This window comes from Lichenicoccus sp. (assembly GCF_965277665.1).
GTDB lineage: Bacteria > Pseudomonadota > Alphaproteobacteria > Acetobacterales > Acetobacteraceae > Lichenicoccus.
The window spans coordinates 1,564,369-1,589,085 of sequence record NZ_OZ255835.1 but is presented as its reverse complement, the minus strand read 5'-3'; the positions used below and the strand labels follow the sequence as shown (position 1 = coordinate 1,589,085).

Genomic DNA, 24,717 nt, shown 5'->3' with positions numbered 1-24,717 from the left:
AGTCGCCCCTCAAGGCCGCAGGGCGCGCACGCTTCGCGGTGTCGATCACCTTCGCTGCGCACGGCATGCTGTTCGGCACCTGGGCGACGCTGATCCCGCTGGTCAAGGAGCGGCTGCGGCTCAGCCCTGGCGTGCTCGGCGTGGCGCTGATCTGCGGCGCGGTCGGCGGCGTGATCGCCATGCAGCTGGCCCCGCGCGCCATGCGCGTCATCGGTCCCCCGACCCTGCAGCGCACGGCCATGCTGCTGGGCTGCCTGATGCTGCCGGTGGCCGTGATGGCGCCGGGCGCCTGGCGACTGGGGGGCGCCCTGCTGCTGATGGGGGCCGGGATCGGGACGGTCGACCTGGTGATGAACGCGCAGGCGGTGCAGGTCGAGGCGCGCATGGGCCGCCCGGTGATGTCGGGTCTGCATGGGCTGTGGAGCCTCGGGGCGCTGCTGGGTGCGGCGATCGGCGCGCTGCTGCTGACGCTGCTGCCGCCGCCCTGGCAGGCGACGCTGCTGGCCGGCACCGCGTTCGTCGCGGTCCTGCTGGTGTCGGGGGTGATGCTGCCGATGCAGGACGACGCCCGGCCTCGCCAGGCCGCGAAGGCCCCGAGGCTGCTGTTGCGTCCGGTGCTGATCCTGACCGGGGCGATGATGGGTCTGGCGTTCGGCATCGAGGGGGCGCTGCTCGACTGGAGTGCGATCTTCCTGCGCGAGTATCACCATGTTGCAAAGGCGGCCGCCGGCCTCGGCTATGCGGCCTTCGCCGGTGCCACCCTGGGCGGCCGCCTCTGCGGCGACCGGGTGCGCGCGCGCCTGGGCGACCGGACGGTCCTGGCCGGGGTGACGCTCGGAGGCGGCTGTCTCGGCGTTGCCGTGCTGGCGCCGGTCGCCTGGCTCAGCGTGCTCGGCTTCGCCCTGACCGGGCTGGCGCTGTGCAACGCGGCTCCAATCCTGTTCAACGTGGCCGGCCGTCTCGGCGCCGATCTCGGATCGGCCGGCTCGACGCGCGCGGTCGGCGGCGTGGTCACGCTGGCCTATGCCGGCGTGATGGCCGCACCGCCCCTGATCGGCCTGGTGGCGCAGCAGAGTTCGCTGGCGGCGGCACTCGGCCTGGTGGCGTGCATGGCGCTCCTGCTGGGGGCCGCGGCGTTCACGCTGCCGGCGCGCGTCGCGTCCGGTTCTTGACACACTGCGCCCCGGCTTCTAAGTCCGCCTCCACCAGACACGTCGCTCCGCGAGGCTCGCGCAGCGGCGCATTGACCATTGGCCTTCCTCCGGAGGGCTGCGATTGAGGTAGTGGCACATGTTCGACAGCCTGTCGGGCAGGATGACCGGAGTGTTCGACCGCCTCCGCACGCGCGGCGCGTTGTCCGAGGCCGACGTGGCCGAGGCGATGCGCGAAGTGCGCCTGGCGATGCTGGACTCCGACGTGGCGCTGCCGGTGGTCAAGGACTTCATCAACCGGGTGCGCGAGCGCGCAATCGGGTCCGAGGTGCTGGAAAGCATCTCGCCCGGCCAGGCGGTCGCCAAGATCGTCAACGACGCCCTGGTCGAGGCGCTCGGCGGCGCCGGCGCGGTCCCGCTGAACCTCAATGCAGCCGCACCGGTGCCGATCCTGATGGTCGGGCTGCAGGGTTCCGGCAAGACCACGACGGCCGGCAAGCTCGGGTTGCGCCTCGGGGGCCTCGGCAGCCGCGAGCGCCGGCGGGTGTTGCTGGCGAGCCTCGATACCCAGCGTCCGGCGGCGCAGCTGCAGCTCGCGCAACTGGCGCAGCGCGCGGGGGTGGCCTCGCTGGCCATCGTGCCGGGCCAGACGCCGGTGCAGATCGCCGAGCGCGCGATGGAGACCGGGCGGCGCGAAGGCTACGACGTCGTCATCCTCGACACCGCCGGGCGGCTGTCGATCGACGAGGCGCTGATGGAGGAGGTGCGGCAGATACGCGCCGTCACCACGCCCGCCGAGACGCTGCTGGTGGTCGATGCGATGACCGGCCAGGACGCGGTGAACACCGCGCGCGCCTTCAACGAGGCGGTCGGCGTGACCGGCATCGTGATGACCCGCATGGATGGCGATGCGCGCGGCGGTGCGGCGCTGTCGATGCGCCACATCACCGGGGCGCCGATCAAGCTGACCGGTTCGGGCGAGAAGCTCGACGCGCTGGAGGATTTCCACCCCGAGCGGGTCGCCGGGCGCATCCTCGGCCTCGGCGATCTCGCCGGCCTGGTCGAAAAGGCGTCCGACACGCTCGACCAGGAGGAGAGCGAGAAGCTCGCCCTGAAGATGCTCCGCGGCAAGTTCGACCTTGACGATTATGCCGGCCAGATCAGGCAGATCAACAAGATGGGCTCGATCTCCGGCATTCTCGACATGCTGCCCGGCATGGGACAGATGAAGAGCCAGCTCGCGGGCCGCGATCTCGACACCTCGGTGCTCAAGCGTCACACGGCGATCATCTCGTCGATGACCAAGTCCGAGCGCCGCACCCCGGACATCATCAAGGCGAGCCGCAAGAAGCGTATCGCGGCGGGGGCCGGCGCCACGGTGCAGGAGGTCAACCGCCTGCTCAAGCAGTTCGACGACATGTCGACGATGATGAAGCGCATCAACAAGCTCGGCGCCAAGGGGCTGATGCGCCAGGGGCTGGGTGCGCTGATGCCGAAGGGCATGATGCCGCAAGGTGGACCGGGTCAGCGCCCGCCGCATCGTCCGCATTGATCGCCAAGTTCCCCGCACAGCCTTCCAAGTTTCAGGAGCCAACAGACCGATGAGCCTCAAGATCCGCCTTGCCCGCGCCGGTGCGAAGAAGCGCCCGTACTACCACATCGTCGTTGCCGACAGCCGTTCGCCGCGCGACGGCCGCTTCATCGAGAAGGTCGGCAGCTACAACCCGATGCTGCCCGCCGAGCACGAGGACCGGGTGCGCCTGGTCGGCGAGCGCATCAGCTACTGGCTGTCCGAGGGTGCGCAGGCGACCGACCGTGTCGCCCGCTTCCTCGGCAATGCCGGCCTGGCCGACAAGCCGGCCTTTCGCGAGCAGACCAAGCAGCCGCTGCCGAAGAAGAAGGCGCAGGAGCGCGCCGCCGCCAACGCCAGCGCCCCCGCTTGATGCACACCCCCTGATCCAGACCGGAGACACCAGAGAAGCGCAATGGGCGGGCAGCGTATCCTAATGGGCGTGGTGGGACGGCCGCACGGCGTGCGCGGGCTGGTGCATGTGCACAGCTACGCCACGGTGCCGGCCGACCTCGCCGCCTATGGCACGCTGCATGATGATCGCGGCGACGCCTGGACGCTGCGCTGGCAAGGCCGCGGCATCGGCGAGCTGACCGGAGCGGACGGGCAGGTGCTGCGCGACCGCGATGCGGCGCAGGCGCTGGTCAACCGCCGCTTGCATGTCGAGCGCGACCGTCTGCCGGCGCCGGCGCCGGACGAGTTCTACCTGGCCGACCTGGTCGGGCTCGCCGTCTTCGAGCCAGGTGGTCCGGCCGCGATCGGCACGGTGCGCGCGGTGCATGATTACGGGGCTGGATCGAGCCTGGAGATCGGTGGCGGCGACCAGGGCTTTCTGCTGCCGTTCACCCGCGCCTGCGTGCCGGCAATCGATATCGCGGCGGGCCGCCTGGTGATCGTGCGTCCGGACGAGATCGAGATACGCCCGGACGGCGACGAGTTCGGGGAGGCGGCCGAATGAGCTGGCGTGCCGCCGTCCTGACCCTGTTCCCGGAGATGTTCCCCGGTCCGCTCGGCCTCTCTTTGGCCGGGCGCGCGCTAGAGCGCGGCGACTGGTCGCTGCAGACGCACAACCTGCGCGACCATGGCCTCGGCCGGCATCGCGCGGTGGACGATACCCCGTTCGGCGGCGGCGCCGGGCTGGTGATGCGTCCGGACGTGGTGGACGCGGCGCTGTCGCAGGCGTTGCCGCCAGGCGACCGGCGCGCGGTGATCTACCTCACGCCGCGCGGCCGCCGGCTGACCCAGGCGGATGCCGGGCGCTATGCCGAGGGTGAGGGGGTCGTGCTGCTGTGCGGCCGCTACGAAGGCATCGACGAGCGGGTGCTCGACGCGCGCGGCATCGAGCAGGTCTCGATCGGCGACTACGTGCTGTCGGGCGGCGAGCCGGCGGCGCTGGTGCTGCTGGACAGCGTCGTGCGGCTGCTGCCCGGCGTCATGGGCAGCGAGCGCAGCGGCCTGGAGGAGAGTTTTGCCGACGGGCTGCTCGAATACCCGCACTACACCAAGCCGGCCGACTGGCAGGGCCGTGCCGCGCCCGAAATGCTGCTGTCGGGCAACCATGCGGCGATTGCGGCCTGGCGACGCGCCGCCGCCGAGGCCGACACCCGCGCCCGCCGGCCCGACCTGTGGGAGCAGTACGCCTCCCGCACCCGATTCAGCGCCTTGCCGATCACGGCTGCGCACCGTAACTGACCCTCGCGAGAAGGACCTTAGAGATGAACGTGATCCAGCAATACGAGGCGGAGCAGATCGCCCGCCTGACTGCCGCCCGCGCGGTGCCCGAGTTCGATCCCGGCGATACCGTGCGCGTGATGGTGCGTGTCGTCGAGGGCGAGCGGTCGCGTCTGCAGGCTTATGAGGGCGTGGTGATCGCGCGCTCCAACAAGGCGCTGGGCAGCAACTTCACCGTGCGCAAGATCTCCTACGGCGAGGGCGTCGAGCGGGTGTTCCCGCTCTATGCGCCGACGATCGCCGAGATCGTGGTGGTGCGCCGGGGCGATGTGCGTCGCGCCAAGCTCTATTACCTGCGCGGCCGCCGCGGCAAGTCGGCCCGTATCGCCGAGCGGGCGCGCGAAGTGCCCGCGCCTGCCGCCGCCAAGTAACGAGTGAAGGCCAGGGGCTTTGCCCCCTCGATCCGCTTCGCGGCTCAAGCCCATCAAAGGCTAGCCTTTGAAATCCTAGAATTTAAAGAATCGGGGTCTGGGGCCTGCGGCCCCAGCGGGACCAGGGCAGAGCCCTGGCCTTGCTTTTTCAGCCCCCCGCTAGCTTCGCTCCCAAGCGCAGCATGATGCCTGCATCAGGCTGGGCGCGGCCCCTGGAGGATCTGCCACGATGTCCGGCCCAGCCGAGACCCCGCTGACCCTGTTCGACAAGATCTGGCAGAGCCATGTCGTCGAGCGGCTGGGGGACGGCACCGCCATCCTCTATATCGACCGCCACCTCGTGCATGAGGTGACCAGCCCGCAGGCCTTCGAGGGGCTGCGGTTGAGCGGGCGCCGGGTGCGGCGGCCGGACGCGACCATCGCGGTTGCCGACCACAACGTGCCGACCAGCGATCGCAACCGGCCGATCGAGGAGCCGGAGAGCCGGCTGCAGATCGAGACGCTGGAGCGCAACGTCGCCGAGTTCGGGGTGCCGTACTTCCCGCTGCTGTCGGCGCGCCAGGGCATCGTGCATATCGTGGGGCCGGAGCAGGGGATCTCGCTGCCCGGCATGACCATCGTCTGCGGCGACAGCCACACCTCGACGCATGGTGCGCTGGGCGCGCTCGCCTTCGGCATCGGCACCTCGGAGGTCGAGCATGTGCTGGCCACCCAGACGCTGCTGCAGCGGCCGGCGAAGAACATGCTGGTTCAGGTCGAGGGCGCGCTTGGTCCAGGGGTGACCGCCAAGGACGTGATGCTGGCGATCATCGGCACCATCGGCACCGCCGGGGGCACCGGGCACGTCATCGAATTTGCCGGCTCCGCCATACGCGGCCTCGACATGGCCGGCCGGATGACGATCTGCAACATGTCGATCGAGGCCGGCGCGCGGGCCGGTCTGGTGGCGCCGGACGAGACCACCTTCGCCTATGTCGAGGGACGTCCGTTTGCCCCCAAGGGTGCCGCGTTCGCGCAGGCGGTCGCCTGGTGGCGCACGCTGCCGTCCGATGCGGGCGCGATCTATGACCGTGTGGTCGCGCTGCGCGCCGAGGCGATCGCACCGCTGGTCACCTGGGGCACCAGTCCCGAGGACGTCGTCGCCATCACCGGCGTCGTCCCGGACCCGGCGAGCGCGCCCGACGCGGCCAGGCGGGCGCAGATGCAGCGCATGCTCGACTATATGGGCCTGTCGGCCGGCCAGTTGATGACCGATGTGGCGGTCGATGCCGTGTTCATCGGCTCCTGCACCAACGGCCGCATCGAGGACATGCGCGCCGCCGCCGGCGTGGCCGCCGGACGCAGGGTGGCGCCCGGCGTGCGGGCGATGGTGGTGCCCGGCTCGGGCATCGTGAAGCAGCAGGCCGAAGCCGAGGGGCTGGACCGCATCTTCCGCAACGCCGGCTTCGAGTGGCGCGAGGCCGGCTGCTCGATGTGCCTCGGCATGAACCCGGACAAGCTCGCGCCCGGGCAGCGCTGCGCCTCGACCTCGAACCGCAATTTCGAGGGCCGGCAGGGTCCGGGCGGCCGCACGCATTTGCTGTCGCCGGCGATGGCGGCGGCGGCGGCGGTCACCGGGCGTCTGACCGATATCAGGGAGCTGATTACAGCCATGCCGTCATAGCCATGCAGCCATTCATCACCCTGACCGCGGTGGCGGCGCCGTTGCCGGAAGCCAACATCGACACCGACAAGATCATCCCGTCGCGGTTCCTCAAGACCATCAAGCGGTCCGGGCTCGGCCTGAACCTGTTCGACCCGCTGCGCTATCAGGACGGGGTCGAGCGGCCGGACTTCGTGCTCAACCGCGAGCCCTATCGCCAGGCCGGCATCCTGATCGCGCACGAGAATTTCGGCTGCGGCTCGTCGCGCGAGCATGCGCCCTGGGCGCTGCTGGATTTCGGCATACGCTGCGTGATCGCGCCGTCGTTCGCCGACATCTTCCACAGCAACTGCTTCAAGAACGGCATCCTGCCGATCCGGCTGCCGCGCGAGGTCTGCGACCTGCTGATGCAGGACGCGGCCCGGGGTGCCAACAGCCGGCTGACCATCGACCTCGAGCGCCAGGTGGTGGTGCGGCCGGACGGGCAGGAGATCGGCTTCGAGGTCGATGCGCTGCGCCGGCACCGGCTGCTCGAAGGCCTGGACGATATCGGCCAGACCTTGCAGCATGACGCCGCGATCGACGGCTTCGAGCGGCAGCGGCAAGCGTCGCAACCCTGGCTGCCCGCGATAGCCGTCTCCTGAGAGCTGGGCCGTCTCCTGACAACTGGAACCGCAATGGCCTCGAACAAGAAGCTGCTCGTGCTCCCGGGCGACGGTGTCGGCCCGGAGGTGATGCGCGAGGTCGGGCGGCTGGTCGGCTGGCTTGGGCGGCGGCGCGGCATCAGCTTCGAGATCACCGAGGACCTGGTCGGGGGCGCCTCGATCGACGCGTTTGGGGTGCCGATCCGGCCGCAGGTGGTGCAGGCGGCGCGCGACGCGGATGCGGTGCTGTTCGGCGCCGTCGGCGGACCGCAATGGGACCATGTCGGCTTCGAGCGGCGCCCGGAGCTGGCCATCCTGACCTTGCGGCGCGAGCTCGGCCTGTTCGCCAACCTGCGGCCGGCCCTGGTGCAGGATCCGCTGGTCGATGCGAGCACGCTCAAGGCCGACGTGGTGCGCGGCCTCGACATCATGATCGTGCGCGAGACCACAGGCGGCATCTATTTCGGCGAGCCGCGCGGCATCGAGACGCTGGCGGACGGCAGCAGGCTGGGCGTCAACACCGAGGTCTACAGCACCCACGAGATCGAGCGGGTGGCGCGTGTGGCGTTCGAGCTTGCCCGGAAGCGGCGGGGCGCGGTGTGCTCGGTCGAGAAGAGCAACGTGATGGAGAGCGGGCTGCTCTGGCGCGAGGTCGTCACCGACCTGCACCGGCGCGACTACGCCGACGTGAAGCTGTCGCACATGCTGGCGGACAGCTGCGCCATGCAGCTGGTGCGCAACCCGCGCCAGTTCGACGTCATCGTCACCGGCAACCTGTTCGGCGACCTCTTGTCGGATCTGGCCTCGATGCTGACCGGCAGCCTCGGCATGCTGCCCTCGGCGACGCTGGGTGCGGCGGATGCCTCCGGCCGCCGCCCGGCGCTGTACGAGCCGATCCACGGCAGCGCGCCCGACATCGCCGGACGCGGGCTCGCCAATCCGCTGGCGCAGATCCTCAGCTTCGCGATGCTGCTGCGCTATTCGTTCGAGCTCGAGGGCGAGGCGCGGATCATCGAGGAGGCCTGCAGCCGGGTGCTGGCGAGCGGCCTGCGCACCGCCGACATCATGAGCCCGGGCATGGCCCGGGTCGGCACCGCGGTGATGGGCGAGGCGGTGCAGCGGGAGCTCGAGAAACTGGCAGACTGACCCCGCGTGCCACCCGTCGCCGTCGACCGCCCGATGCATGACCACGCCATCCTCGCCCTCGGCCTGATCCTGCTGGTGGCTTCGGTGGTCGCCATGCTCTCGCGCCGAGCGCACCTGCCCTATAGCGTCGGGCTGGTGCTGGCCGGCATCGCGCTGACCCTGGCGCCGACCGGCATCGAACTCAGGCTGACCCGCGACCTGATCTTCGAGGTGCTGCTGCCGCCGCTGGTGTTCGAGGCGGCGCTGCAGTTGCGCTGGCAGCCGTTCCGCGCGGCGTTGCCGGTCACGCTGACACTGGCGTTCGCAGGGGTCGCGATCGCTGCCCTGGCGGTGGCCTGGGGCCTGCACATGCTGCTTGGCTGGCGCTGGATCGCGGCCGGGCTGTTTGGGGTCCTGATCGCGGCGACCGATCCGGTCTCGGTGATCGCCGCCTTCAAGGAGATGCGGGTGGAGCCGCGTCTCGGCACGCTGGTCGCGAGCGAGAGCCTGCTCAATGACGGGGCGGCGGCGGTCGGGTTCAGCGTGCTGCTGGCCATCCAGGGCGGGGCGTCCGGCGGGGTGCTGGCCGTCGCCGGCTCGCTGCTCTGGACGGTGGCGGGGGGTGTGGCGGCAGGCGCTCTGGTCGGGGGTGCGGCGCTGCTGCTTGCCGGCCGCACCGAGGAGCATCTGGTCGAGACGACGCTGACCGCGATCGCGGCCTATGGCTCGTTCATGCTGGCCGAACATCTCGGCACGTCCGGCGTGCTCGCAAGCCTCACGGCGGGACTGGTGGTCGGCAATGTCGGCCAGACCGGACCGATTTCGGCATCGACGCGCGAATGGCTGTTCGATGTCTGGGAGTTCGCGGCCTTCCTGGCCAACTCGGTGGTGTTCATCCTGATCGGCGCGCAGGGCGCTCGGCATCCGGGCGCGCTGTTGACCGGCGCCGCCGGCATTGCGATTGCCGTGGTGCTGCTGGGCCGGATGCTCGCGGTCTATCCGATCTGCCTGCTGTTCAGCGGCACCAGGTTGCGGGTCGATCCGCGGCACCAGCATGTGCTGGTCTGGGGCGGCTTGCGCGGTGCGCTCGCCCTGGCCCTGGCGCTTGCCCTGCCGGAGACGCTGCCCGAGCGCGGCGCGCTGGTGGCGGCGGCGTTCGCCGTGGTGGCGTTCTCGATCTTCGTGCAGGGCATGACGATGCCGTGGCTGATCCGGCGTCTGCACCTGCGTGCCGAGGAAGCCGCTTAGCCGAGGGTATCTCGAGGGACGGACATGAAAAAGGCCGGCGCTCCGGGGAGCCCGGCCCGTTCCGGCTGCGGCGGCCCTATTAGAACCCTTCGCGCTCCAGGCGCTTGCGCTCCATCTTGCGGGCGCGGCGAACCGCCTCGGCGGCCTCGCGGGCGCGCCGCTCGGAGGGCTTCTCGTAGTGCCGGCGGAGCTTCATCTCGCGGAAGATGCCCTCGCGCTGCATCTTCTTTTTCAGCGCCTTCAGCGCCTGGTCGACATTGTTATCCCGGACGAGAACCTGCACTGCGCCGTAAACTCCTTGATGCACGGCCGGCGGTCCGGTCGCGGTCGTAAACCGTCGCCCGCCGGATCGCGGGCTCCCTAAGAGGGCGGCGCTATAGCACACGGCTCCATCGTTGCACAAATCCTTCCCCGGCCTTATCCGCCCGGGTCGGGCCCGGCTGCAGGCGCGCGCCCGAGAGGCCGGGTTCATCGGACCAGGCGGCCAGGGCCCGGACCGGGGAACGCGGACCCGGGGAACGCGGACCCGGGAGACGCGGAACCGGGAGACGCGGGCCGGGAGGCGCGGAAATGAAGCAGCCGATGCTGACGGATCCTCACGACGAGGTAGGCGTGAGCACCGGGCCCTTCCGCCTTGATGAGAGCATCCCCGGAACACTGCGTGTGCAGACCGGACGCCCGCAGCTCACGATCGGGCTGCATGGCCTGGCCTGCCGCTGGGCGGTGCGGCTGGACGACGTCTGGGTGGAGGCGATGCGCGACCGGCCGACCCAATCCTACAATTTCGGCTGGTGGGACGCGCAGGTACGGCATTACGTGGCGCGCCCGACCACCGAGCAGTATTTCGGCCTCGGGGAGCGGTCGGGCGGAATGGATCGCGCCGGCCGGCGCTACCGGCTCAGCAATATCGATGCGCTCGGCTACGACGCGCGGAGCTCGGACCCGCTCTACAAGCACATGCCGTTCTTCATCACGCGCAAACCGGGGATCGGATCCTCCGCCGCCGGCCTCTGCTTCGGCGTCTTCTACGATACCTTGTCAGACTGCGTCTTCGACTTCGGCTGAGAGCACAGCAATTATCACGGCCCGTATCGGTATTTCGCGGCCTAGCATGGCGACCTCGATCTCTACGTGATCGCCGGCCCGACCCTGCCGGAGGTCGTGCGCCGCGTCACCTGGCTCACCGGCCGGCCGGCCGAGACCCCCGACTGGGCCCTCGGCTATTCCGGCTCTGCCATGCGCTACACCGACGCGCCCGATGCGCAGGCGCGCATGGCCGGCTTCCTTGCCGACCTGCGGCGTCACCGCATTCCCTGCAGTTCCTTCCACCTGTCCTCCGGCTACACCTCCATCGGCGACAGGCGCTACGTCTTCACCTGGAACCGGGACAAGTTCCCGGATCCGGAGGCCTTCATCGCCGGCTATGCGCAGGCGGGGGTGCGGCTGATCGCCAACATCAAGCCGGCGCTGCTGCAGGACCATCCGGCCTTCGGCACGGCGGCGGCGGCGGCCCTGCTGCTGTCGGATGCTAATGGCGTGCCGGTACTCGAGCAGTTCTGGGACGCGGCCGGCGCCTATCTCGACTTCACCAACCCGGCGACCATCACCTGGTGGCAGGGGCAGGTGACCGGGCAGCTGCTGGCGCGCGGCATCGCGGCGACCTGGAACGACAACAACGAGTTCGAGATCCGCAACCCGCGGGCGCTCGCGCACGGCTTCGGCCGACCGTTTCCCGCGCAGGAGATGAAACCGCTGCAGACCCTGCTGATGCTGCGCGCCTCACGCGCGGCCCAGGCCGCGCATGCGCCGGACGAGCCACCCTTCCTGATCTCGCGCGCCGGCGCCGCCGGGATGCAGCGCTACGCCCAGACCTGGTCCGGGGACAACGCCACCTCGTGCGAGACGCTGAAATGGAACATCCCCATGGGGCTTGGCCTGGCGCTGTCGGGCGTCTCCAACACCGGTCATGATGTGGGCGGCTTCGCGGGACCGCGCCCGGATGCCGAGCTGTTCATCCGCTGGGTCGGCTTCGGCATTTTCATGCCGCGGTTTTCCATCCATTCGTGGAACGACGACGGCACTGTGAACGAACCGTGGATGCATCCGGAGGTGCTGGAGGATGTGCGGCAGCTGCTGGCGCTGCGCAGCCGCCTGACGCCCTATCTCGCCGCCTGCCTGGCGCGCTACCGTAACGCCTACGATCCGGTGATTCGTCCGCTCTTCTACGAATTCCCCGATGACGCCCGGGCCTGGGAGGCGACGGACAGCTTCAGGCTGGGGGGTGCCCTGCTGGTGGCGCCGGTCGTGGCACCAGGGGTGCAGGCGTGCTCGGTCTATCTTCCCGCCGGCACCACTTGGCGCGATGGCTGGAGCGGTGAACGCTTCGGCGGCGGCATTTGCGTGCGCCGCGAGGCTCCGTTTGCGAAGCCGCCCTTCTTCATGCGCCACGGTGCCGCACCCGTATTGGAACAGGCGCTCCTGTCACACTAGATAACAGTGCTGATTGGAGAACGCATGGCTCTGCTCAAGATCGCCCGCATGGGGCATCCCGTCCTGCTCGGCCGCGCCGAACCGGTGGCCGACCCGACGGCACCGGAACTGCGCCGCCTGGTCCTCGACATGATCGAGACGATGATGGACGCGAGGGGCGCAGGCCTGGCCGCGCCCCAGGTGCATGTGCCGCAGCGGCTGTTCGTCTATCGGGTTCCGGCGGAGCGGAGTGCCGGCGCGGACGATCCGCCGCGCGAGACGCAGGTGCTGATCAACCCGGTGATCACGCCGGTGGGCGACGAGGAGGCACTAGCGGTCGAAGGCTGCCTGTCGATCCCCGGCCTGCGCGGCGCGGTGCCGCGCCCGGCGCGCGTGCATTATGCCGGACTCGACGGCGACGGCCGCCCGGTCGAGGGCGAGGCGAGCGGCTTCCTCGCCGTCGTGCTGCAGCACGAGAACGACCATCTCGACGGCGTGCTCTATCCGATGCGGATGCGCGACTTCACGCGGTTCGCGTTCGAGGACGAGATGATGCGGCACGGGATGCCGTCCGACGGAACGCCGGCCCAGGAGGTAGAGGCCCGGGAAGTAGAAGAATGAACCCGTTCGAGAGCGGCCTGCGCCTGTTGCCCGGTCTGTTCGCGCGTCAGCTGCCGGGACTGGTGGACGGCGCGTCGCGCGCCGCCGTCAGCGAGTTTCCCGGCCCGCTCGAGCGCAGTCCCGAGCGCGATGCGGCCCTGCTGGCGGTGGTGCCGCTGGTGGGCCGGCTTGGATGGACACCGGCCGCACTGCGGCAGGCGGCGGGTCCGGATGCCGATCTGCTGTTTCCGGGCGGCGCCGCGGAGATGGTCGAAGCGCACGCGGACCTCGGCGACCGGCGCATGGAGGCAGAAGCCGGCACACTCACCGAGACCCGGCCGAGCCGGCGCGTGCGTGCGCTGATCCTGCTGCGGCTGCAGCAGTCGGAAGCGGAGCGCGATGCGATCCGGCGCGGACTGGCCGTGCTGGCGCTGCCGGGCCACCGGCTGGCGTCTCTGCGCTCGATCGCGCGCACCGTCGATACGATCTGGCACGCCGCCGGCGACGTGTCGGTCGACCAGAGCTGGTACAGCAAGCGCGCGATCCTGGCCGCGGTCTATGCCGCGACGCTGCTGTTCTGGCTCCGCGACGGCAGCGGCGGGCCGGCGACCGAGTCGTTCCTGGACCGCCGGCTGGAGGGCGTCGCCCGCATCGGCCGCCTCAGGCGGGCGGTCAGCCTGGACCGGCTGCGACCCAGGGCGGCCTGACGCGGCGCCGCCCTGGGCTCAGGCGGCCAGGCGCGCCGCGACTTCTGCCGGGGGCATGCGTACCAGCGCCTCGTAGTCGGTGAGCAGCATTTCGGTGATCGGGCCCGGGGTGAACTGCAGCCCGTCGATCTCGCGCACCGGCGTGATCTCGGCGGCCGAACCGGCGAGAAACACCTCGTCGGCCTGCTGCATCTCGTCGGGCATGATCACCCGCTCGACCACCTGCAGGCCGCACTTGCGGGCCAGCGCGATGACCGTGCGCCTTGTGATGCCGTCGAGGAAGCAGTCCGGAATCGGGGTATGCAGCGCGCCGTCCATGACAAAGAAGATGTTGGCGCCGGTCGCCTCCGACACCTGGCCGCGCCAGTCCAGCATCAGCGCATCGTTGAAGCCACGCGCCTCGGCGGCGTGCTTGGACATGGTGCCGATCATGTAGAGCCCGGCCGCCTTGGAGCGGGTCGGGGCGGTCTCGGGATGCGGCCGCTTCCAGTCGGCCATGCCGAGCCGCACGCCCTTCATGCGGTCGTCGCCGAACAGATTAGGCCACGACCACGCGGCGATCATCAGGTGGATCCTGGTCTGCTGGGCGGAGACCGAAAGCTGCTCGGCGCCACGCCAGGCCAGCGGGCGGATGTAGCCATCGGTCAGTCCGTTCACCGCCAGCACCTGCCGGCAGGCCGCGTCGATGGCGTCCATCCCGAACGGGATCTCGAAGCCGAGGATGCGTCCGCTCTCGACCAGGCGCTCGGTGTGCTCGCGCAGCTTGAAGATGTTGCCGTTGTAGGACCGCTCGCCCTCGAACACCGCGCTCGCATAGTGCAGGCCGTGCGACAGCACGTGCAGCCGGGCGTCGCGCCAGGGGATCAGGTCGCCGTCCCACCAGATCTGTCCATCGCGGTCGTCGAACGGCACCAGCGCCATAAGTGTTGTCCTTGCGTCAAGGTGGGAGCTCGTCGGAACTAGAAGCCCCCTTCCATTAAGTCAATGAAGCTGTCTTAACTCGCGCATGGATTCCAAGCCGCACGGCCGCCTGCTGCCACCCTCCGCTGCTGTCTCGCGTGCCCACCCGCCAGCCGATCAGCCATCCGGCAACGGCGCCGGCACGGCGCTGCTGTTCCTGCGCGAGGAGCAGATGCGGCTGGCGCAGGACCTGTTCTTCCTGGCCTATCGCGACCTGACCGCGTCCGCCGACATCGTCCTGGAAGGGCTCGGACTGGGACGGGCGCATCATCGCGCGCTGCATTTCATCGGCCGGCGTCCGGAGCTGCCGGTCAGCGACCTGCTCGTCCTGCTGCGCATCACCAAGCAGAGCCTGGCGCGGGTGCTGGGCGAGCTGGTGCGGCGCGGCCATGTCCACCAGAAGACCGGCGCGCGTGACCGGCGCCAGCGTCTGCTCAGCCTGACCGAGAGCGGACGGCTGCTGGAGCGCCAGCTGTTCAACCGCCAGCGCGAGCGCATCCTGGACGCCTATCGCGAGGCCGGTGGACCGGCGGTGGAGGGCTTCCGCCGGGTCATGCATGCCATGATGGACGAGCAGACCCGCGCGCAGCTTGACCCGCGCGCGCCCGACATCATGCCGGCGGCGCATCCCGCCGTGCCTGCGCGCCCCCGCGACGTGCGCCGCGTATGAGTCTCTATACCTCGCCGGCGCCGGGTGCGGACGCGCATGTGCTGGTGGTGGATGACGATGCGCGCCTGCGCAAGCTGCTGCAGCGCTACCTCTCGACGCAGGGCTTCAGGATCAGCGTCGCCTCAGGCGCCGGCGAGGCACGGCAGATCCTGGGCTTCATGCAGCCCGACGCGATGGTGCTCGACGTGACCATGCCGGGCGAGACCGGGCTCGACCTGACCCGCGCGCTCAGGCTGGTCGGACAGACGCTGCCGATCCTGCTGCTGACCGCGCGCGGCGAGCCAGAGGACCGCATTGCCGGCCTGGAGAGCGGTGCCGACGACTATCTCGGCAAGCCGTTCGAGCCTAGAGAGCTGCTGCTGCGGCTGCGCGCGCTGCTGCGCCGGGTCGGTCCGCCGCAGCCCTCCGACAACCAGCGCCCGGTCGAACTCGGCAACCTGGAGTTCGATCCGGTGCGCGGCCTGCTGAGCGGGCCGGACGGCAATGTCCACCTGACCGGCGGCGAGAGCGCCCTGCTCGCGGTCCTGGCAAGGCGGCCTGGCGAGGTGCTGTCGCGCGAGGCGATCGCGCGGACCTTGGAAATGGACGAGGCCGGCGAGCGCGCCATCGACGTGCAGGTCACCCGCCTGCGCCGGCGCATCGAGCCCGACCCGCGCGAGCCGCGCTACCTGCACACCGTGCGCGGGCGTGGCTACGTCCTGAAGCCGGGCAACTGAGCGGCGATCGTCATGTCCGCCATCCAGGAGCCGGCCGGCGCCGCCAGGCTGACGGGCCAAGCGCCGCCGGAGCGGCGGCAGGGGCGCCGGCGGTGGCTCGGTGGGCTGGAGCGGCCGCTGCGCCGGGTGCTGCCGCGCTCGCTGCTCGGGCGGTCGCTGCTGATCGTGCTGATCCCGCTGGTGGTGACACAGGGCGTGTCGCTGCAGCTGTTCTATGGCAGCCATCTGGACATCGTCTCGCGCCGGCTCTCGACCAGTGTCGCCGGCGAGGTCAGCCAGACCCTGCTGCTGCTGGACCGCTACCGTCGCCCGGCGGATCAGGCCTGGATCATGGCGACCGCGTCGGACCAGTACCAGCTGGCCATGCGCCTTCGGCCGCGCGCGACGCTGGAGCGGCCGAAGCTGTTCAACATCATCGGGCCGATGGACGAGGAGCTGTCCGCGGCGCTGCAGGTGATCCGGCGGCCGTTCACCATGGACTGGCACTCCGACCCGCACGTCGTGAAGATCCATGTGCAGCTGCAGGGCGGCGTGCTGGATATCGATGCGCCGCGCAAGCGGCTCGATGTCGGGCCGATCTACCTGTTCGTCGCCTGGAACGCCGGCAGCGCGCTGCTGCTGTTCCTGGTGGCTGCGCTGTTCATGCGCATCCAGGTGCGCGCGATCCGCCGATTGGCGCGCGCCGCCGAGGCGTTCGGCATGGGCCAGGAGCAGGGCACGATCCGCCCCGAGGGCGCGCAGGAGGTGCGCAAGGCCGCCTCCGCCTTCAACCGCATGCAGGAGCGCATCCTGCGTTTCGTGGCGCAGCGCACCGCGATGCTGGCCGGGGTCTCCCACGACCTGCGCACGCCGCTGACCCGGCTGCGGCTGTCGCTGGCGATGGTGCCGCAGCATGGCGCCCTGCACGCGGAAGAGCTGGCGCCCGAGATTAGCGAGATGATCGCCGATGTCGAGGAGATGGAGCGGATGATCGAGGGCTATCTCGGCTTCGCGCGCGGCGAGGGCAGCGAGCAGTCGCGCCTGATCGACCTGCCGGCGCTGCTCGACGAGGTGGCGCTGTCGGCGAGCCGGGCGGGTGCGCTGTTCGTCCGGGTGCTGAGCACGCCAATGCCGGAGCTGATGCTCAGGCCGATGGCGATCCGCCGCGTGCTCGCCAACCTGCTCGACAATGCCCGCCGGCACGGCGGCCGGATCTCGCTGGTGGCGATGCTGGAGGAGCGGGCGGTGCAGATCGTGGTCGATGATGACGGGCCGGGGATTCCCGGCGACCGCCGCGAGACGGTGTTCCGGCCGTTCGAGAGCGGTGCGACCGGGGGCACCGGGCTTGGGCTGACGATCGCACGCGACATCGTGCGCGCGCATGGCGGCGAGCTGTCGCTGGAGAATTCGCCGATGGGGGGGTTGCGGGCCCGCATCAGGCTACCTCTACAAAACAGCCTTTGAATGCGCGGACCACGCGGGCCGCCGTTACGAGCCGGTTCCGCCGACTGTGTTGCCGGTGCCGCCGTGGCCGTAACCGTTGTTGGTGTTGCCGAGGCCGCCGCCGCCGAGGCTGCCACCGCCCATGCTGCCGAGCGGGGAGTAGCGGCCGACATTGCCGATCAGCTGCTGCATGAACGAGGTCTCGCTGCCGGGGGTCGGCGTCTTGCCGGACGCCATGGCGATCTCGCGGCCGTCCGCCTTGTCCAGCAGGCGCCGGCTGCGCAGCGTGCCGCCGGCATCGAAGCTGAGCACGACCACTTCCTGGCTCTCGACGCGCGGCAGCGCGGTCGGCACCGGTGCGGTCACCTCGCCGATATAGATCCAGGTATTGTCGTCGAATGTCGCGTGCGTCGTCGGCGAGCCGATCAGGGTGGCGACGTCGGCCTTGGTCGTGGTGCCGGGCACCAGCTTATTATAATCGACGCTCTCGATGATGATGCCGCGATTGGTCGGGATCGGCGCGAACAATCCACATCCGGCGAGCGGCAGGGCAAGCAGGGCCAGGGTGGCGAGATGCCGGGCGGCGAGAGACCGGGCGGCGAGAGACCGGGCGGCGAGAGACCGGGCGGCTTGGCTGGCCGGGACTTGCTTGGCGAACGGCCGCATGGCGATGTCTTCGTCCTGTACTGGAAGCTGCTGTGCGGTGCCTGATCGGCCGGGTGGTGTCAACACGGGGCCGTGCGAACGGCCGGCATGGCAAGCACCTGTCTTGCGACGAGCGCCGGTCTTGCGGCAAGCATTACGCATGTGGGCCAACAGGGGCGACCGGTCGCTGGCGCTGCAGCCGGATGCGGCGCTGCTGGATGCCCAATAGAGGTGTCACGCAAGAGGAGCGCTTGATGAGCCGGCCCGAATTTTCCCGCCGCGTGCCGCTCAACCGGATCGGCGCGCACGGCCTGGAGCAGGAGATCGAGGCGAGCGATGCCGAGCGGCTGGCGCTGGCGGCGCGGCTGCAGATCCCGGCGGTGATCTCGCTGCGCTGCCGCTACCGGCTCGCAGCACCTCTGGGTGGCGTGGTCGAAGCGCAGGGGGAGCTGCGCGCCGAGGTGACGCAGGTCTGCGTGGTGACGATGGAGCCGTTCGAGGCGGTCGTGCTGGAGCGCTTCACGCTGCGCTTCGTGCCCGAAGGCACCGAGGATGACGGCGTCGATCCCGAGGCGCCGGACGAGCTGCCCTATCTGGATGACGGGATCGATCTCGGCGAGACCGCCGCCGAGCAGCTCGCTTTGGGGCTCGATCCCTATCCGCGCCAGCCCGGCCTGCCGTCCGCGGCGCTGACCGAGGCCGATGCAGCGGCCGGCTTGGCGGGTGATCCCGGCGCGGAGCTCGCCGGCACCGGTCGCCCGCACCCGTTCGCGGCGCTGGCCCGGCGCGGGCCGGGGGATTCCGGCAGCGGCAACGACGCGTGACCGGCCGCCTGCTTGCGGAGCCGGACGCCGTCTGCTAGAGCCCGCGCCTCATCTTCGGCCGCAAGGTCGCCGAACGGCTGTCCGTGATGCCGTGCTGTTTCATCTCGTTCGGAGGGGCTCACCCCCATGGCTGTTCCCAAGAGAAAGACCTCGCCCTCCCGTGCCGGCATGCGGCGAAGCCACGAGGCGCTGCGCGTCGAGGCCCATGCCGAGTGCGGCAGCTGCGGCGAGCTGAAGCGTCCGCATCATGTCTGCGGCCATTGCGGCCATTACGACGGACGCGAAGTGGTCCAGGCCGGCAAGCCGCTGAAGGGCACCATTCGGATCTGACCGGAGGCAGGGTTGTCGGGCGCCATATCCTCGGGTGCTGCGGGCAACAGCCCGGGCGGCGTCCTGAACGGGGCGACAGGCCCGGCACCTTGTGTGTTCGATCTTGCCGTCGACGGCATGGGTGGCGACGGGGCTCCGGACATCGTCATCAAGGGCCTGGCGATCACCGCCGAGCGGCATCCCAGGGCGCGCATCCTGCTGATCGGCGACGAGGCGTTACTGGGTCCGATGCTGGCGCGCTCGCGGCGCGCGGCGTCGATCTGCACGCTCCGCCATGCGGGCAACGCCATCAGCATGGACGCCAAACCGACGCTGGCGTTGCGCGTGCGCAACTCTTCGATGCGGCTGGCCATGGATGCGGTGGCCGCCCGCGAGGCGCGGGGTGTGGTGTCGGCGGGCAACAGCGGTGCCATGCTGGCGCTGGCCAAGGTGGTCGTAAAGACGATGCCGGGCATCGACCGGCCGGCACTGGCGGCGCTCAGCCCGTCGGCGCGCGGCGATGTCGTGATGCTCGATCTCGGCGCCAACGTGGTGTGCGACTGGCGCAACCTGGTCGAGTTCGCGGTCATGGGCGAGGCGTTCGCGCGCACGGTGCTCGGCCTGCCGCAGCCCACGATCGGGCTGCTCAATGTCGGCGCCGAGCAGCTGAAGGGTGACGAGCGGGTGCGCCAGGCGGCGGACGTGCTGCGGTCCAGTCCGCTGGCGGCGCAGTTCCGCGGCTTCGTTGAGGGGCACGACATCACCGCCGGCACGACGGATGTCGTGGTGACCGACGGGTTCACCGGCAACATCGCACTCAAGACCGGCGAGGGGGCGATGCGCCTGGTCGGCGAGATGCTCAAGCAGGTGTTCAGCGCCAGCGCGGCGTCGAAGCTCGGCTACATCCTGGCCCGTCCGGGCCTGGAGCGGATGCGGGAATGGCTCAATCCGGCGCGCTACAACGGCGCCGTGCTGGTCGGGCTGAACGGGGTCGTGGTGAAGTCGCATGGCGGCGCCGACGCCGAGGGCTTCGCGCATGCGGTCGACGTCGCGATGGACATGGTGACGCACGGCTTCAACGAGCGCATCCGCGAGGGCCTGCAACGGATCGACCTGCAGGCCGGCCACGCCGCCACGTCGGCCGTGGCGCCGATCGCGGCAGCCGGCTGAGGCGGCGCGCGGCATGAACGGCCAGCCTCGCCTGGGTGTGCATCTGGTCGGCGTCGGCGGCTACCTGCCCGAGCGCATCGTCAGCAACCACGACCTCGCCTTGCAGGTCGAGACGTCGGACGAATGGATCCGCGAGCGCACCGGCATCCACCAGCGGCATCTGGCGGCGCCGCACGAGACCGCTGCCTACATGGGCACGCGGGCGGCGCAGGCGGCGCTCGACGATGCGGGCCTGCTGGCGTCGGACGTGGATGCCATCATCCTGGCTACCAGCACGCCCGACCAGGCCTTTCCGGCCACGGCGGCGCGGGTGCAGGCAGCGCTCGGGATCACGCGCGGCTTCGCCTTCGACCTGGCGGCGGCGTGCTCCGGCTTCATCTATGCCATGGCCACCGCGGACGCCTTTATCCGGATCGGGCAGGCGCGCACCGTGCTGGTGATCGGCAGCGAGGTGTATTCGCGCATCCTGGACTGGACCGACCGCGCCACCTGCGTGCTGTTCGGCGACGGCGCCGGCGCCGTGGTGCTGCGCGCCGGCGAACCCGGCACGCGCGGCATCCTCTCGACCCACCTGCATGCCGATGGCAGTACCGGCGACCTGCTCTATGTCGATGGTGCGGTCGGCCGGAGGGACAGACCGGGCACGATCCGCATGCAGGGCCGCGAGGTCTTCCGGCACGCGGTCGCCAAGCTGTCGGCCTCCGTCGACGAGGCCTTGGCGGCGAACGGGCTGGCGCATGCCGACGTCGACTGGCTGGTCCCGCACCAGGCCAACAAGCGCATCATCGACGCCATGGGGCGCAAGCTCGGGCTGCCGCCGGAGCGGGTCATCGTGACGGTCGACCGCCACGCCAACACGTCGGCGGCGTCCATTCCGCTGGCGCTGGCGGAAGGCATGCGCGATGGCCGCATCCGTCGCGGCGACCTCGTGCTGATGGAAGCGCTCGGCGGCGGCATGACCTGGGGCTCCGCGCTGGTCCGCATGTGACGCGGGGTGGGCCGGCGGTGCCCGGCCGGGCACCGCCCGTCGCGACTATTTCGTTCAATTGACGTGGGTTGTGTGGTTGCCTACGGTTTGCACATGAACACCGTGACGCGTGCGCACCTGGCAGAGCACATCTATACGCAGGTGGGGCTCTCGCGGAACGAATCGGCCGATCTGCTGGAGAGCGTGCTCGAACGGCTCGCCTTAGCGTTGCAGGCCGGAGATTCCGTCAAGATCAGCGGCTTCGGCACCTTCTCGGTACGCCAGAAGGGGCGCCGCATCGGACGCAACCCGAAGACCGGTGTCGAGGTGCCGATCCTGCCGCGCTCGGTCCTGGTGTTCAGGCCCAGCCAGGTGCTGAAGGCGCGCGTGAACGGCCAAGAGCCGGGCACCGAGGATGATGCCGCATGAGTGGCGTCGATGATCCCGGGCTCGGCGATCCGCATGACGGCCCGGGCCAGGCGCCATGGTCGGATGCCGGCACCGATGCCGGCCTGTTCGACCTCGAAGGCGGTGCGGTCGGTGGCCAGGAGACCGGATCGGCCAGGCTGAAGAAATCGGCGACCGCCTTTCGCACGATCAGCGAAGTGGCGGACGAGCTGCATGTCCCGCAGCACGTGCTGCGCTTCTGGGAGACCCGGTTCCCGCAGGTCAAGCCGCTCAAGCGTGGCGGTGGCCGGCGCTACTATCGCCCAGACGATGTCGGGCTGCTGCGTCGCATCGCCGACCTGCTCTACATCCAGGGCTACACCATCAAGGGGGTGCAGCGGCTGCTGCGCGATGGCGACGGCACCCTGCAGGGCGACCTGCCGCCGCCGGAGGTCGCGGACCAGGATGGCGACGATCCGCCGGCGTCGGGCCAGGAGGGCGCGGCCGTGCTGCCGCGGCATGAGCCTGCGCGACCGGTGCTGCCGCAGGCCGGCAGCCCGGCGCATGGTGGCGCGCGGGCGGTCCAGGACGCGCCGGCCGCCTTGGAGGCCGCCGCGCGCAGCCAGTCCCTGGAGATCGGGCGTCTGCGGACCGCGCTCGGCATGGTGCTGGCCGAACTGGAGAGCCTGCGCCGGCAGTTGCCGATCTGATCGCGGGCCCGTTGCGGTCGCGGCCGCGCACTGCTACATCGGCGCGGCCGCAGGAATGGCGGGCAGTAGCGCAGCCTGGTAGCGCATCAGTCTGGGGGACTGAGGGTCGTGGGTTCGAATCCCGCCTGCCCGACCAAAATTGTGGATTGCTTTCAGCGGGTTATCGCCCGAAAGGTTACTTCATGCTTCCGGTTAATTGGAAGTCGGAAGCACATTGAAAGCAAATCCGTCACTCAAGGTCGTCCGAGCATTTCGGGACGCCGCTGCGGGCCGCCTTTCGAATCAGTCTCGGGCTGGAAACGGTCCCTGGCAACGGTTCTGGTGCTTACGGCGCCGGTTGATCCTGAAGAGGGCTACTCTACCATCTGCAAGCGCCCGGGCCAGACTAGCCGCGAGGGGATGTTGGAAAGAAGGGTCGGTATGGCGACCGTCCTCTAACTCCTTCGCGCTGATGGAGATCATGCCCTGGAATTCGAGCAAGGCTGCCTCATGCTGATCCAGCGAGTTGCGGCGGCCATAGACGTCTGGCGGGCCAAACTTGCCGGTGGCGCCAGCCGTGTGTGTGACCGCGTAGCACCCTCAAAGAGAGCAGTTAGCTTGCGCTACTATCGACTAATGTTCGCCAACGCTGTGGCAGGTAGCCTGAATGGCGCCCCGGCCGCGACCCTAGGCAATAGCCTGCTGTCTTCGTGAGGCCTCTCCGTGTCGCCAGAGCATCAAGTCGAATTATAACTCTCAGCCGCACAAAACCTGCTTCCCAATCTATGCGAAAGTTCGTTACGAAACCGCAAGATATGGAGGTTGCCGTGACGCGCTGGTTGGCGATTTTTATAGCTATGACCCTCGCAGGGTGCAGCCATTTTGATTATGAAGCGGCACTGCAGAAGTGCGAAAGTAATCGCGTAGCTTTGTCACAAGACCAACCGAGCATGACCCAAGAAGACTATTGTCCCGGCATGGTCGATGAGGAGGGACGAACGGCAGCGGCTCAGGCAGAGGCAAGGCGTGCGCGCTTCCAGGCAGCAAGTCTCGCGTTTGGTGCCATCGCTGCGTCACGTCCTCAACCTGTATTCCAGGTTTACAACCCACCGCCGCCGCAGCAAGTCACGTGCAGTAGCTTCGACAATGGCAGTGGCTGGGCATCAACGACCTGCCGCTAGCTGATCGTTCGAAGGTGACCCTTCGGCTTTGCCACGTTCCCGATGTTACGTCGATGGGCCCCCGCTCCGGAGAGCCTCCCGAAACGCGCCTGGTCCCAGAAGTGTCGATAGGAGGCCTGAGCGCACTTTCTCCGAACGCACCGCCTGCGTACTCATGGCTTGGTGTGAGGACTTTGTCCCGCAGAATAAGCTGAATTCAAGAATTGTTCCTTCGAATTCGCGCTCGCCCGAGCGCTTAACGTCTCGGACGCCAGCATCTTGTCCTTTATCATTTCAACATACAGAACCTTATCACCATCACTGAGGTCTCCATCGAAAATGTCATTTATCGAAGCGATGGTGGCGCTCAGATAGAGCTTCTGCTTGTCCTGGACGGTGTCCGACCCAGCCATCACTGATGGGTTGTAGCAGATCCGGTGCATTATTATGTTCCAGATTGAGCTTCTGTTGACCCAGATCACGCGTCTTGTAGTGCGCCAGCTTCAGCGCCGATAGGTCTATACTTTGCCGCTCCCGGCCATAATCGAGCAGTGGCAGCAGGAGCTTTACAAACAAGCCGACGTTGAACAGCAACAGAAACACGATGACCGCGGCCTCGACATAGTCGCGCAAGCCGAGCTGCAGGACGATCGCGGCTTCCAACATCCACGGCACCGGCGCCCATAGCACCGCTCACGCGGTCGCCTAACGCACCGGTCCGCCGCTGTGTCAGGGTCGGCATGTACTCTGAGCGTTGCGGCCGGATGCCCGTGAGTGTTTTCCGATACTACGGAACTGACCTTCTCCTCCCTACCATCGGGCCGGACAGCAGATGCAGGCGGGTCGGGCGCATATGCGCCGGACGCGACCATCCGAGGGAGAGAAGTCGATGAGTTTCGAGGGAACGGCGGTCGCCACGTTCACCGACCATGCTGGCGCCGAGGCCGCGATCAAGCGGCTCACCGAAGCGGGCTTCGACATGAAGCACCTCAGTGTCATCGGCAAGGGCTACCACACCGAGGAGAAGGTGGTCGGGTTCTATACGACGGCCGACCGGGTGAAGTTCTGGGGCTCGCGCGGAGCGTTCTGGGGCGGACTCTGGGGCCTGTTCTTCGGCGGCCTGTTCCTCACCATTCCCATTGTCGGGCATGTCGTCGTGCTCGGCTACCTGGCCGCCACCGCCTTGTCCGCCGTGGAGGGTGCCGCGGTGACCGGGGGGATCGGCGCCATCGGGGCGGCCTTGTTCAGTTCCGGCATCCCCAAGGACAGCGTCGTGCAGTACGAGACCGCGATCAAGGCAGACGGGTTTCTGGTGTTCGCGCGCGGGACTGCGGCGGAGGTTGCCCACGCGCGGGACATCCTGCAGCTCGGCAACCCGTCGATGCTGGCAATCCATGACCATGCCGAAGGCGTGCCGGCGCGGCTCCCCCTGCTGCAGTCGCATGGCTGAGCCCGCTTGCTGCGTGGCCCCGTCGCGGCCATGACAAAAGCCGCGTGACAAAGGCGGCAGCATCAAGCGCTGCCGCGCCGTCGGATGCGA

The 24,717-nt window shown here is 69.3% G+C and carries 28 protein-coding genes and 1 tRNA gene; 25 read left to right on the top strand and 4 right to left on the bottom strand.

From position 1 onward, the window contains the following. The first annotated feature begins 38 nt into the window (after window positions 1-38). The 10 genes from ACQY4O_RS07295 (at window position 39) to ACQY4O_RS07250 (ending at window position 9,482) form a co-directional block, all read left to right on the top strand. On the top strand, window positions 39-1,172 hold the full coding sequence (locus tag ACQY4O_RS07295) for an MFS transporter (RefSeq protein ID WP_428375523.1): 1,134 nt from the start codon (window positions 39-41) through the stop codon (window positions 1,170-1,172). A 118-nt stretch (window positions 1,173-1,290) separates the two neighbouring features. Then, window positions 1,291-2,703: a signal recognition particle protein gene (gene ffh, locus ACQY4O_RS07290; protein ID WP_428375522.1), complete on the top strand. Its 1,413-nt coding sequence runs from the start codon at window positions 1,291-1,293 to the stop codon at window positions 2,701-2,703. A gap of 49 nt (window positions 2,704-2,752) precedes the next feature. Beyond that, window positions 2,753-3,094: a 30S ribosomal protein S16 gene (rpsP, locus tag ACQY4O_RS07285; RefSeq protein WP_428375521.1), complete on the top strand. Its 342-nt coding sequence runs from the start codon at window positions 2,753-2,755 to the stop codon at window positions 3,092-3,094. Between the two features lie 42 nt (window positions 3,095-3,136). After that, window positions 3,137-3,679 (top strand): ribosome maturation factor RimM, encoded by a 543-nt coding sequence (rimM, locus tag ACQY4O_RS07280; RefSeq protein ID WP_428375520.1) that lies wholly within the window; start codon window positions 3,137-3,139, stop codon window positions 3,677-3,679. Continuing rightward, window positions 3,676-4,413, top strand: coding sequence for a tRNA (guanosine(37)-N1)-methyltransferase TrmD (gene trmD, locus ACQY4O_RS07275; protein WP_428375519.1), 738 nt, complete (start codon window positions 3,676-3,678; stop codon window positions 4,411-4,413). The genes rimM and trmD overlap by 4 nt, the downstream gene beginning before the upstream one ends. Window positions 4,414-4,436: 23 nt before the next feature. Then, a complete protein-coding gene (gene rplS / locus ACQY4O_RS07270) occupies window positions 4,437-4,823 on the top strand; it encodes a 50S ribosomal protein L19 (RefSeq protein WP_428375518.1) in 387 nt (128 codons plus the stop codon). Window positions 4,824-5,052: 229 nt separating this feature from the next. After that, on the top strand, window positions 5,053-6,486 hold the full coding sequence (gene leuC / locus ACQY4O_RS07265; protein ID WP_428375517.1) for a 3-isopropylmalate dehydratase large subunit: 1,434 nt from the start codon (window positions 5,053-5,055) through the stop codon (window positions 6,484-6,486). A gap of 2 nt (window positions 6,487-6,488) precedes the next feature. After that, window positions 6,489-7,109 carry a 3-isopropylmalate dehydratase small subunit gene (leuD, locus tag ACQY4O_RS07260; protein WP_428375516.1) on the top strand — a complete coding sequence of 207 codons (621 nt, stop codon included), beginning with the start codon at window positions 6,489-6,491 and terminating at the stop codon, window positions 7,107-7,109. Window positions 7,110-7,142: 33 nt separating this feature from the next. Then, window positions 7,143-8,255, top strand: coding sequence for a 3-isopropylmalate dehydrogenase (gene leuB / locus ACQY4O_RS07255; RefSeq protein ID WP_428375515.1), 1,113 nt, complete (start codon window positions 7,143-7,145; stop codon window positions 8,253-8,255). A 6-nt stretch (window positions 8,256-8,261) separates the two neighbouring features. Then, window positions 8,262-9,482 carry a cation:proton antiporter gene (locus ACQY4O_RS07250; RefSeq protein WP_428375514.1) on the top strand — a complete coding sequence of 407 codons (1,221 nt, stop codon included), beginning with the start codon at window positions 8,262-8,264 and terminating at the stop codon, window positions 9,480-9,482. A gap of 79 nt (window positions 9,483-9,561) precedes the next feature. On the opposite strand, the gene rpsU is transcribed toward ACQY4O_RS07250, so the two are convergent. Next, window positions 9,562-9,765 (bottom strand): 30S ribosomal protein S21, encoded by a 204-nt coding sequence (gene rpsU, locus ACQY4O_RS07245; protein WP_084440514.1) that lies wholly within the window; start codon window positions 9,763-9,765, stop codon window positions 9,562-9,564. A 299-nt stretch (window positions 9,766-10,064) separates the two neighbouring features. Here rpsU and ACQY4O_RS07240 point away from each other — a divergent pair, with 299 nt between their 5' ends. The 4 genes from ACQY4O_RS07240 (at window position 10,065) to ACQY4O_RS07225 (ending at window position 13,258) form a co-directional block, all read left to right on the top strand. Continuing rightward, window positions 10,065-10,547, top strand: a complete 483-nt coding sequence (locus tag ACQY4O_RS07240) for a hypothetical protein (protein ID WP_428375513.1) — start codon at window positions 10,065-10,067, stop codon at window positions 10,545-10,547. Between the two features lie 66 nt (window positions 10,548-10,613). Then, the gene (locus tag ACQY4O_RS07235) at window positions 10,614-11,972 is read left to right on the top strand and encodes a TIM-barrel domain-containing protein (protein WP_428375512.1); all 1,359 of its coding nucleotides are present in this window, start codon (window positions 10,614-10,616) and stop codon (window positions 11,970-11,972) included. 24 nt (window positions 11,973-11,996) lie between these two features. After that, window positions 11,997-12,572, top strand: a complete 576-nt coding sequence (gene def / locus ACQY4O_RS07230) for a peptide deformylase (RefSeq protein ID WP_428375511.1) — start codon at window positions 11,997-11,999, stop codon at window positions 12,570-12,572. After that, complete coding sequence (locus ACQY4O_RS07225; RefSeq protein ID WP_428375510.1) at window positions 12,569-13,258, top strand: COQ9 family protein; 690 nt, start codon at window positions 12,569-12,571, stop codon at window positions 13,256-13,258. The genes def and ACQY4O_RS07225 overlap by 4 nt, the downstream gene beginning before the upstream one ends. 18 nt (window positions 13,259-13,276) lie before the next feature. On the opposite strand, the gene ACQY4O_RS07220 is transcribed toward ACQY4O_RS07225, so the two are convergent. Next, window positions 13,277-14,179, bottom strand: a complete 903-nt coding sequence (locus ACQY4O_RS07220; protein ID WP_428375509.1) for a branched-chain amino acid aminotransferase — start codon at window positions 14,177-14,179, stop codon at window positions 13,277-13,279. A 211-nt stretch (window positions 14,180-14,390) separates the two neighbouring features. Between ACQY4O_RS07220 and ACQY4O_RS07215 the strand changes: the two genes are divergently transcribed. From ACQY4O_RS07215 to ACQY4O_RS07205, 3 genes are read left to right on the top strand one after another with little or no spacing between them, the layout of a single operon-like run. Beyond that, a complete protein-coding gene (locus ACQY4O_RS07215) occupies window positions 14,391-14,888 on the top strand; it encodes a MarR family winged helix-turn-helix transcriptional regulator (protein ID WP_428378135.1) in 498 nt (165 codons plus the stop codon). After that, window positions 14,885-15,604 carry a response regulator gene (locus ACQY4O_RS07210; RefSeq protein ID WP_428375508.1) on the top strand — a complete coding sequence of 240 codons (720 nt, stop codon included), beginning with the start codon at window positions 14,885-14,887 and terminating at the stop codon, window positions 15,602-15,604. Before ACQY4O_RS07215 ends, ACQY4O_RS07210 begins: the two co-directional genes overlap by 4 nt. 12 nt (window positions 15,605-15,616) lie before the next feature. Beyond that, a complete protein-coding gene (locus ACQY4O_RS07205; RefSeq protein ID WP_428375507.1) occupies window positions 15,617-17,047 on the top strand; it encodes an ATP-binding protein in 1,431 nt (476 codons plus the stop codon). 24 nt (window positions 17,048-17,071) lie between these two features. Here ACQY4O_RS07205 and ACQY4O_RS07200 read toward each other — a convergent pair whose 3' ends face one another. After that, window positions 17,072-17,692, bottom strand: coding sequence for an outer membrane protein assembly factor BamE (locus ACQY4O_RS07200; RefSeq protein ID WP_428375506.1), 621 nt, complete (start codon window positions 17,690-17,692; stop codon window positions 17,072-17,074). A 233-nt stretch (window positions 17,693-17,925) separates the two neighbouring features. On the opposite strand from ACQY4O_RS07200, the gene ACQY4O_RS07195 reads away from it, so the two are divergent. From ACQY4O_RS07195 to ACQY4O_RS07165, 7 genes are all read left to right on the top strand, one after another. Continuing rightward, entirely contained in the window at window positions 17,926-18,495 is a 570-nt protein-coding gene (locus ACQY4O_RS07195) for a YceD family protein (protein ID WP_428375505.1), read from the top strand. A 126-nt stretch (window positions 18,496-18,621) separates the two neighbouring features. After that, window positions 18,622-18,825 (top strand): 50S ribosomal protein L32, encoded by a 204-nt coding sequence (gene rpmF, locus ACQY4O_RS07190; RefSeq protein WP_428375504.1) that lies wholly within the window; start codon window positions 18,622-18,624, stop codon window positions 18,823-18,825. Window positions 18,826-18,918: 93 nt separating this feature from the next. Further along, window positions 18,919-19,974 carry a phosphate acyltransferase PlsX gene (plsX, locus tag ACQY4O_RS07185; protein WP_428375503.1) on the top strand — a complete coding sequence of 352 codons (1,056 nt, stop codon included), beginning with the start codon at window positions 18,919-18,921 and terminating at the stop codon, window positions 19,972-19,974. Between the two features lie 13 nt (window positions 19,975-19,987). Then, window positions 19,988-20,962 carry a beta-ketoacyl-ACP synthase III gene (locus ACQY4O_RS07180; RefSeq protein ID WP_428375502.1) on the top strand — a complete coding sequence of 325 codons (975 nt, stop codon included), beginning with the start codon at window positions 19,988-19,990 and terminating at the stop codon, window positions 20,960-20,962. A gap of 93 nt (window positions 20,963-21,055) precedes the next feature. Beyond that, entirely contained in the window at window positions 21,056-21,370 is a 315-nt protein-coding gene (locus ACQY4O_RS07175; RefSeq protein WP_428375501.1) for an integration host factor subunit alpha, read from the top strand. Then, entirely contained in the window at window positions 21,367-22,038 is a 672-nt protein-coding gene (locus ACQY4O_RS07170) for a MerR family transcriptional regulator (RefSeq protein WP_428375500.1), read from the top strand. Before ACQY4O_RS07175 ends, ACQY4O_RS07170 begins: the two co-directional genes overlap by 4 nt. Window positions 22,039-22,097: 59 nt before the next feature. Beyond that, a tRNA-Pro gene (locus tag ACQY4O_RS07165) sits at window positions 22,098-22,174 on the top strand. 1,345 nt (window positions 22,175-23,519) lie between these two features. Here the strand turns inward: ACQY4O_RS07165 and ACQY4O_RS07160 are convergent. Further along, a complete protein-coding gene (locus ACQY4O_RS07160) occupies window positions 23,520-23,843 on the bottom strand; it encodes a hypothetical protein (protein ID WP_428375499.1) in 324 nt (107 codons plus the stop codon). A 223-nt stretch (window positions 23,844-24,066) separates the two neighbouring features. On the opposite strand from ACQY4O_RS07160, the gene ACQY4O_RS07155 reads away from it, so the two are divergent. Next, window positions 24,067-24,627 (top strand): general stress protein, encoded by a 561-nt coding sequence (locus ACQY4O_RS07155; protein ID WP_428375498.1) that lies wholly within the window; start codon window positions 24,067-24,069, stop codon window positions 24,625-24,627. Window positions 24,628-24,717 lie beyond the last annotated feature (90 nt).

What these genes read in the sequence shown, in the direction of transcription:
- ffh (WP_428375522.1), top strand. Translation starts at nt 1,291, where the DNA reads ATGTTCGACAGCCTGTCGGGCAGGATGACCGGAGTGTTCGACCGCCTC.
- rpsP (WP_428375521.1), top strand. Translation starts at nt 2,753, where the DNA reads ATGAGCCTCAAGATCCGCCTTGCCCGCGCCGGTGCGAAGAAGCGCCCG.
- rimM (WP_428375520.1), top strand. Translation starts at nt 3,137, where the DNA reads ATGGGCGGGCAGCGTATCCTAATGGGCGTGGTGGGACGGCCGCACGGC.
- trmD (WP_428375519.1), top strand. Translation starts at nt 3,676, where the DNA reads ATGAGCTGGCGTGCCGCCGTCCTGACCCTGTTCCCGGAGATGTTCCCC.
- rplS (WP_428375518.1), top strand. Translation starts at nt 4,437, where the DNA reads ATGAACGTGATCCAGCAATACGAGGCGGAGCAGATCGCCCGCCTGACT.
- leuC (WP_428375517.1), top strand. Translation starts at nt 5,053, where the DNA reads ATGTCCGGCCCAGCCGAGACCCCGCTGACCCTGTTCGACAAGATCTGG.
- leuD (WP_428375516.1), top strand. Translation starts at nt 6,489, where the DNA reads ATGCAGCCATTCATCACCCTGACCGCGGTGGCGGCGCCGTTGCCGGAA.
- leuB (WP_428375515.1), top strand. Translation starts at nt 7,143, where the DNA reads ATGGCCTCGAACAAGAAGCTGCTCGTGCTCCCGGGCGACGGTGTCGGC.
- ACQY4O_RS07240 (WP_428375513.1), top strand. Translation starts at nt 10,065, where the DNA reads ATGCTGACGGATCCTCACGACGAGGTAGGCGTGAGCACCGGGCCCTTC.
- def (WP_428375511.1), top strand. Translation starts at nt 11,997, where the DNA reads ATGGCTCTGCTCAAGATCGCCCGCATGGGGCATCCCGTCCTGCTCGGC.
- ACQY4O_RS07225 (WP_428375510.1), top strand. Translation starts at nt 12,569, where the DNA reads ATGAACCCGTTCGAGAGCGGCCTGCGCCTGTTGCCCGGTCTGTTCGCG.
- ACQY4O_RS07220 (WP_428375509.1), bottom strand. Translation starts at nt 14,179, where the DNA reads ATGGCGCTGGTGCCGTTCGACGACCGCGATGGACAGATCTGGTGGGAC.
- ACQY4O_RS07215 (WP_428378135.1), top strand. Translation starts at nt 14,391, where the DNA reads ATGCGGCTGGCGCAGGACCTGTTCTTCCTGGCCTATCGCGACCTGACC.
- ACQY4O_RS07210 (WP_428375508.1), top strand. Translation starts at nt 14,885, where the DNA reads ATGAGTCTCTATACCTCGCCGGCGCCGGGTGCGGACGCGCATGTGCTG.
- ACQY4O_RS07205 (WP_428375507.1), top strand. Translation starts at nt 15,617, where the DNA reads ATGTCCGCCATCCAGGAGCCGGCCGGCGCCGCCAGGCTGACGGGCCAA.
- ACQY4O_RS07200 (WP_428375506.1), bottom strand. Translation starts at nt 17,692, where the DNA reads ATGCGGCCGTTCGCCAAGCAAGTCCCGGCCAGCCAAGCCGCCCGGTCT.
- ACQY4O_RS07195 (WP_428375505.1), top strand. Translation starts at nt 17,926, where the DNA reads ATGAGCCGGCCCGAATTTTCCCGCCGCGTGCCGCTCAACCGGATCGGC.
- rpmF (WP_428375504.1), top strand. Translation starts at nt 18,622, where the DNA reads ATGGCTGTTCCCAAGAGAAAGACCTCGCCCTCCCGTGCCGGCATGCGG.
- ACQY4O_RS07180 (WP_428375502.1), top strand. Translation starts at nt 19,988, where the DNA reads ATGAACGGCCAGCCTCGCCTGGGTGTGCATCTGGTCGGCGTCGGCGGC.
- ACQY4O_RS07175 (WP_428375501.1), top strand. Translation starts at nt 21,056, where the DNA reads ATGAACACCGTGACGCGTGCGCACCTGGCAGAGCACATCTATACGCAG.
- ACQY4O_RS07170 (WP_428375500.1), top strand. Translation starts at nt 21,367, where the DNA reads ATGAGTGGCGTCGATGATCCCGGGCTCGGCGATCCGCATGACGGCCCG.
- ACQY4O_RS07160 (WP_428375499.1), bottom strand. Translation starts at nt 23,843, where the DNA reads ATGTTGGAAGCCGCGATCGTCCTGCAGCTCGGCTTGCGCGACTATGTC.
- ACQY4O_RS07155 (WP_428375498.1), top strand. Translation starts at nt 24,067, where the DNA reads ATGAGTTTCGAGGGAACGGCGGTCGCCACGTTCACCGACCATGCTGGC.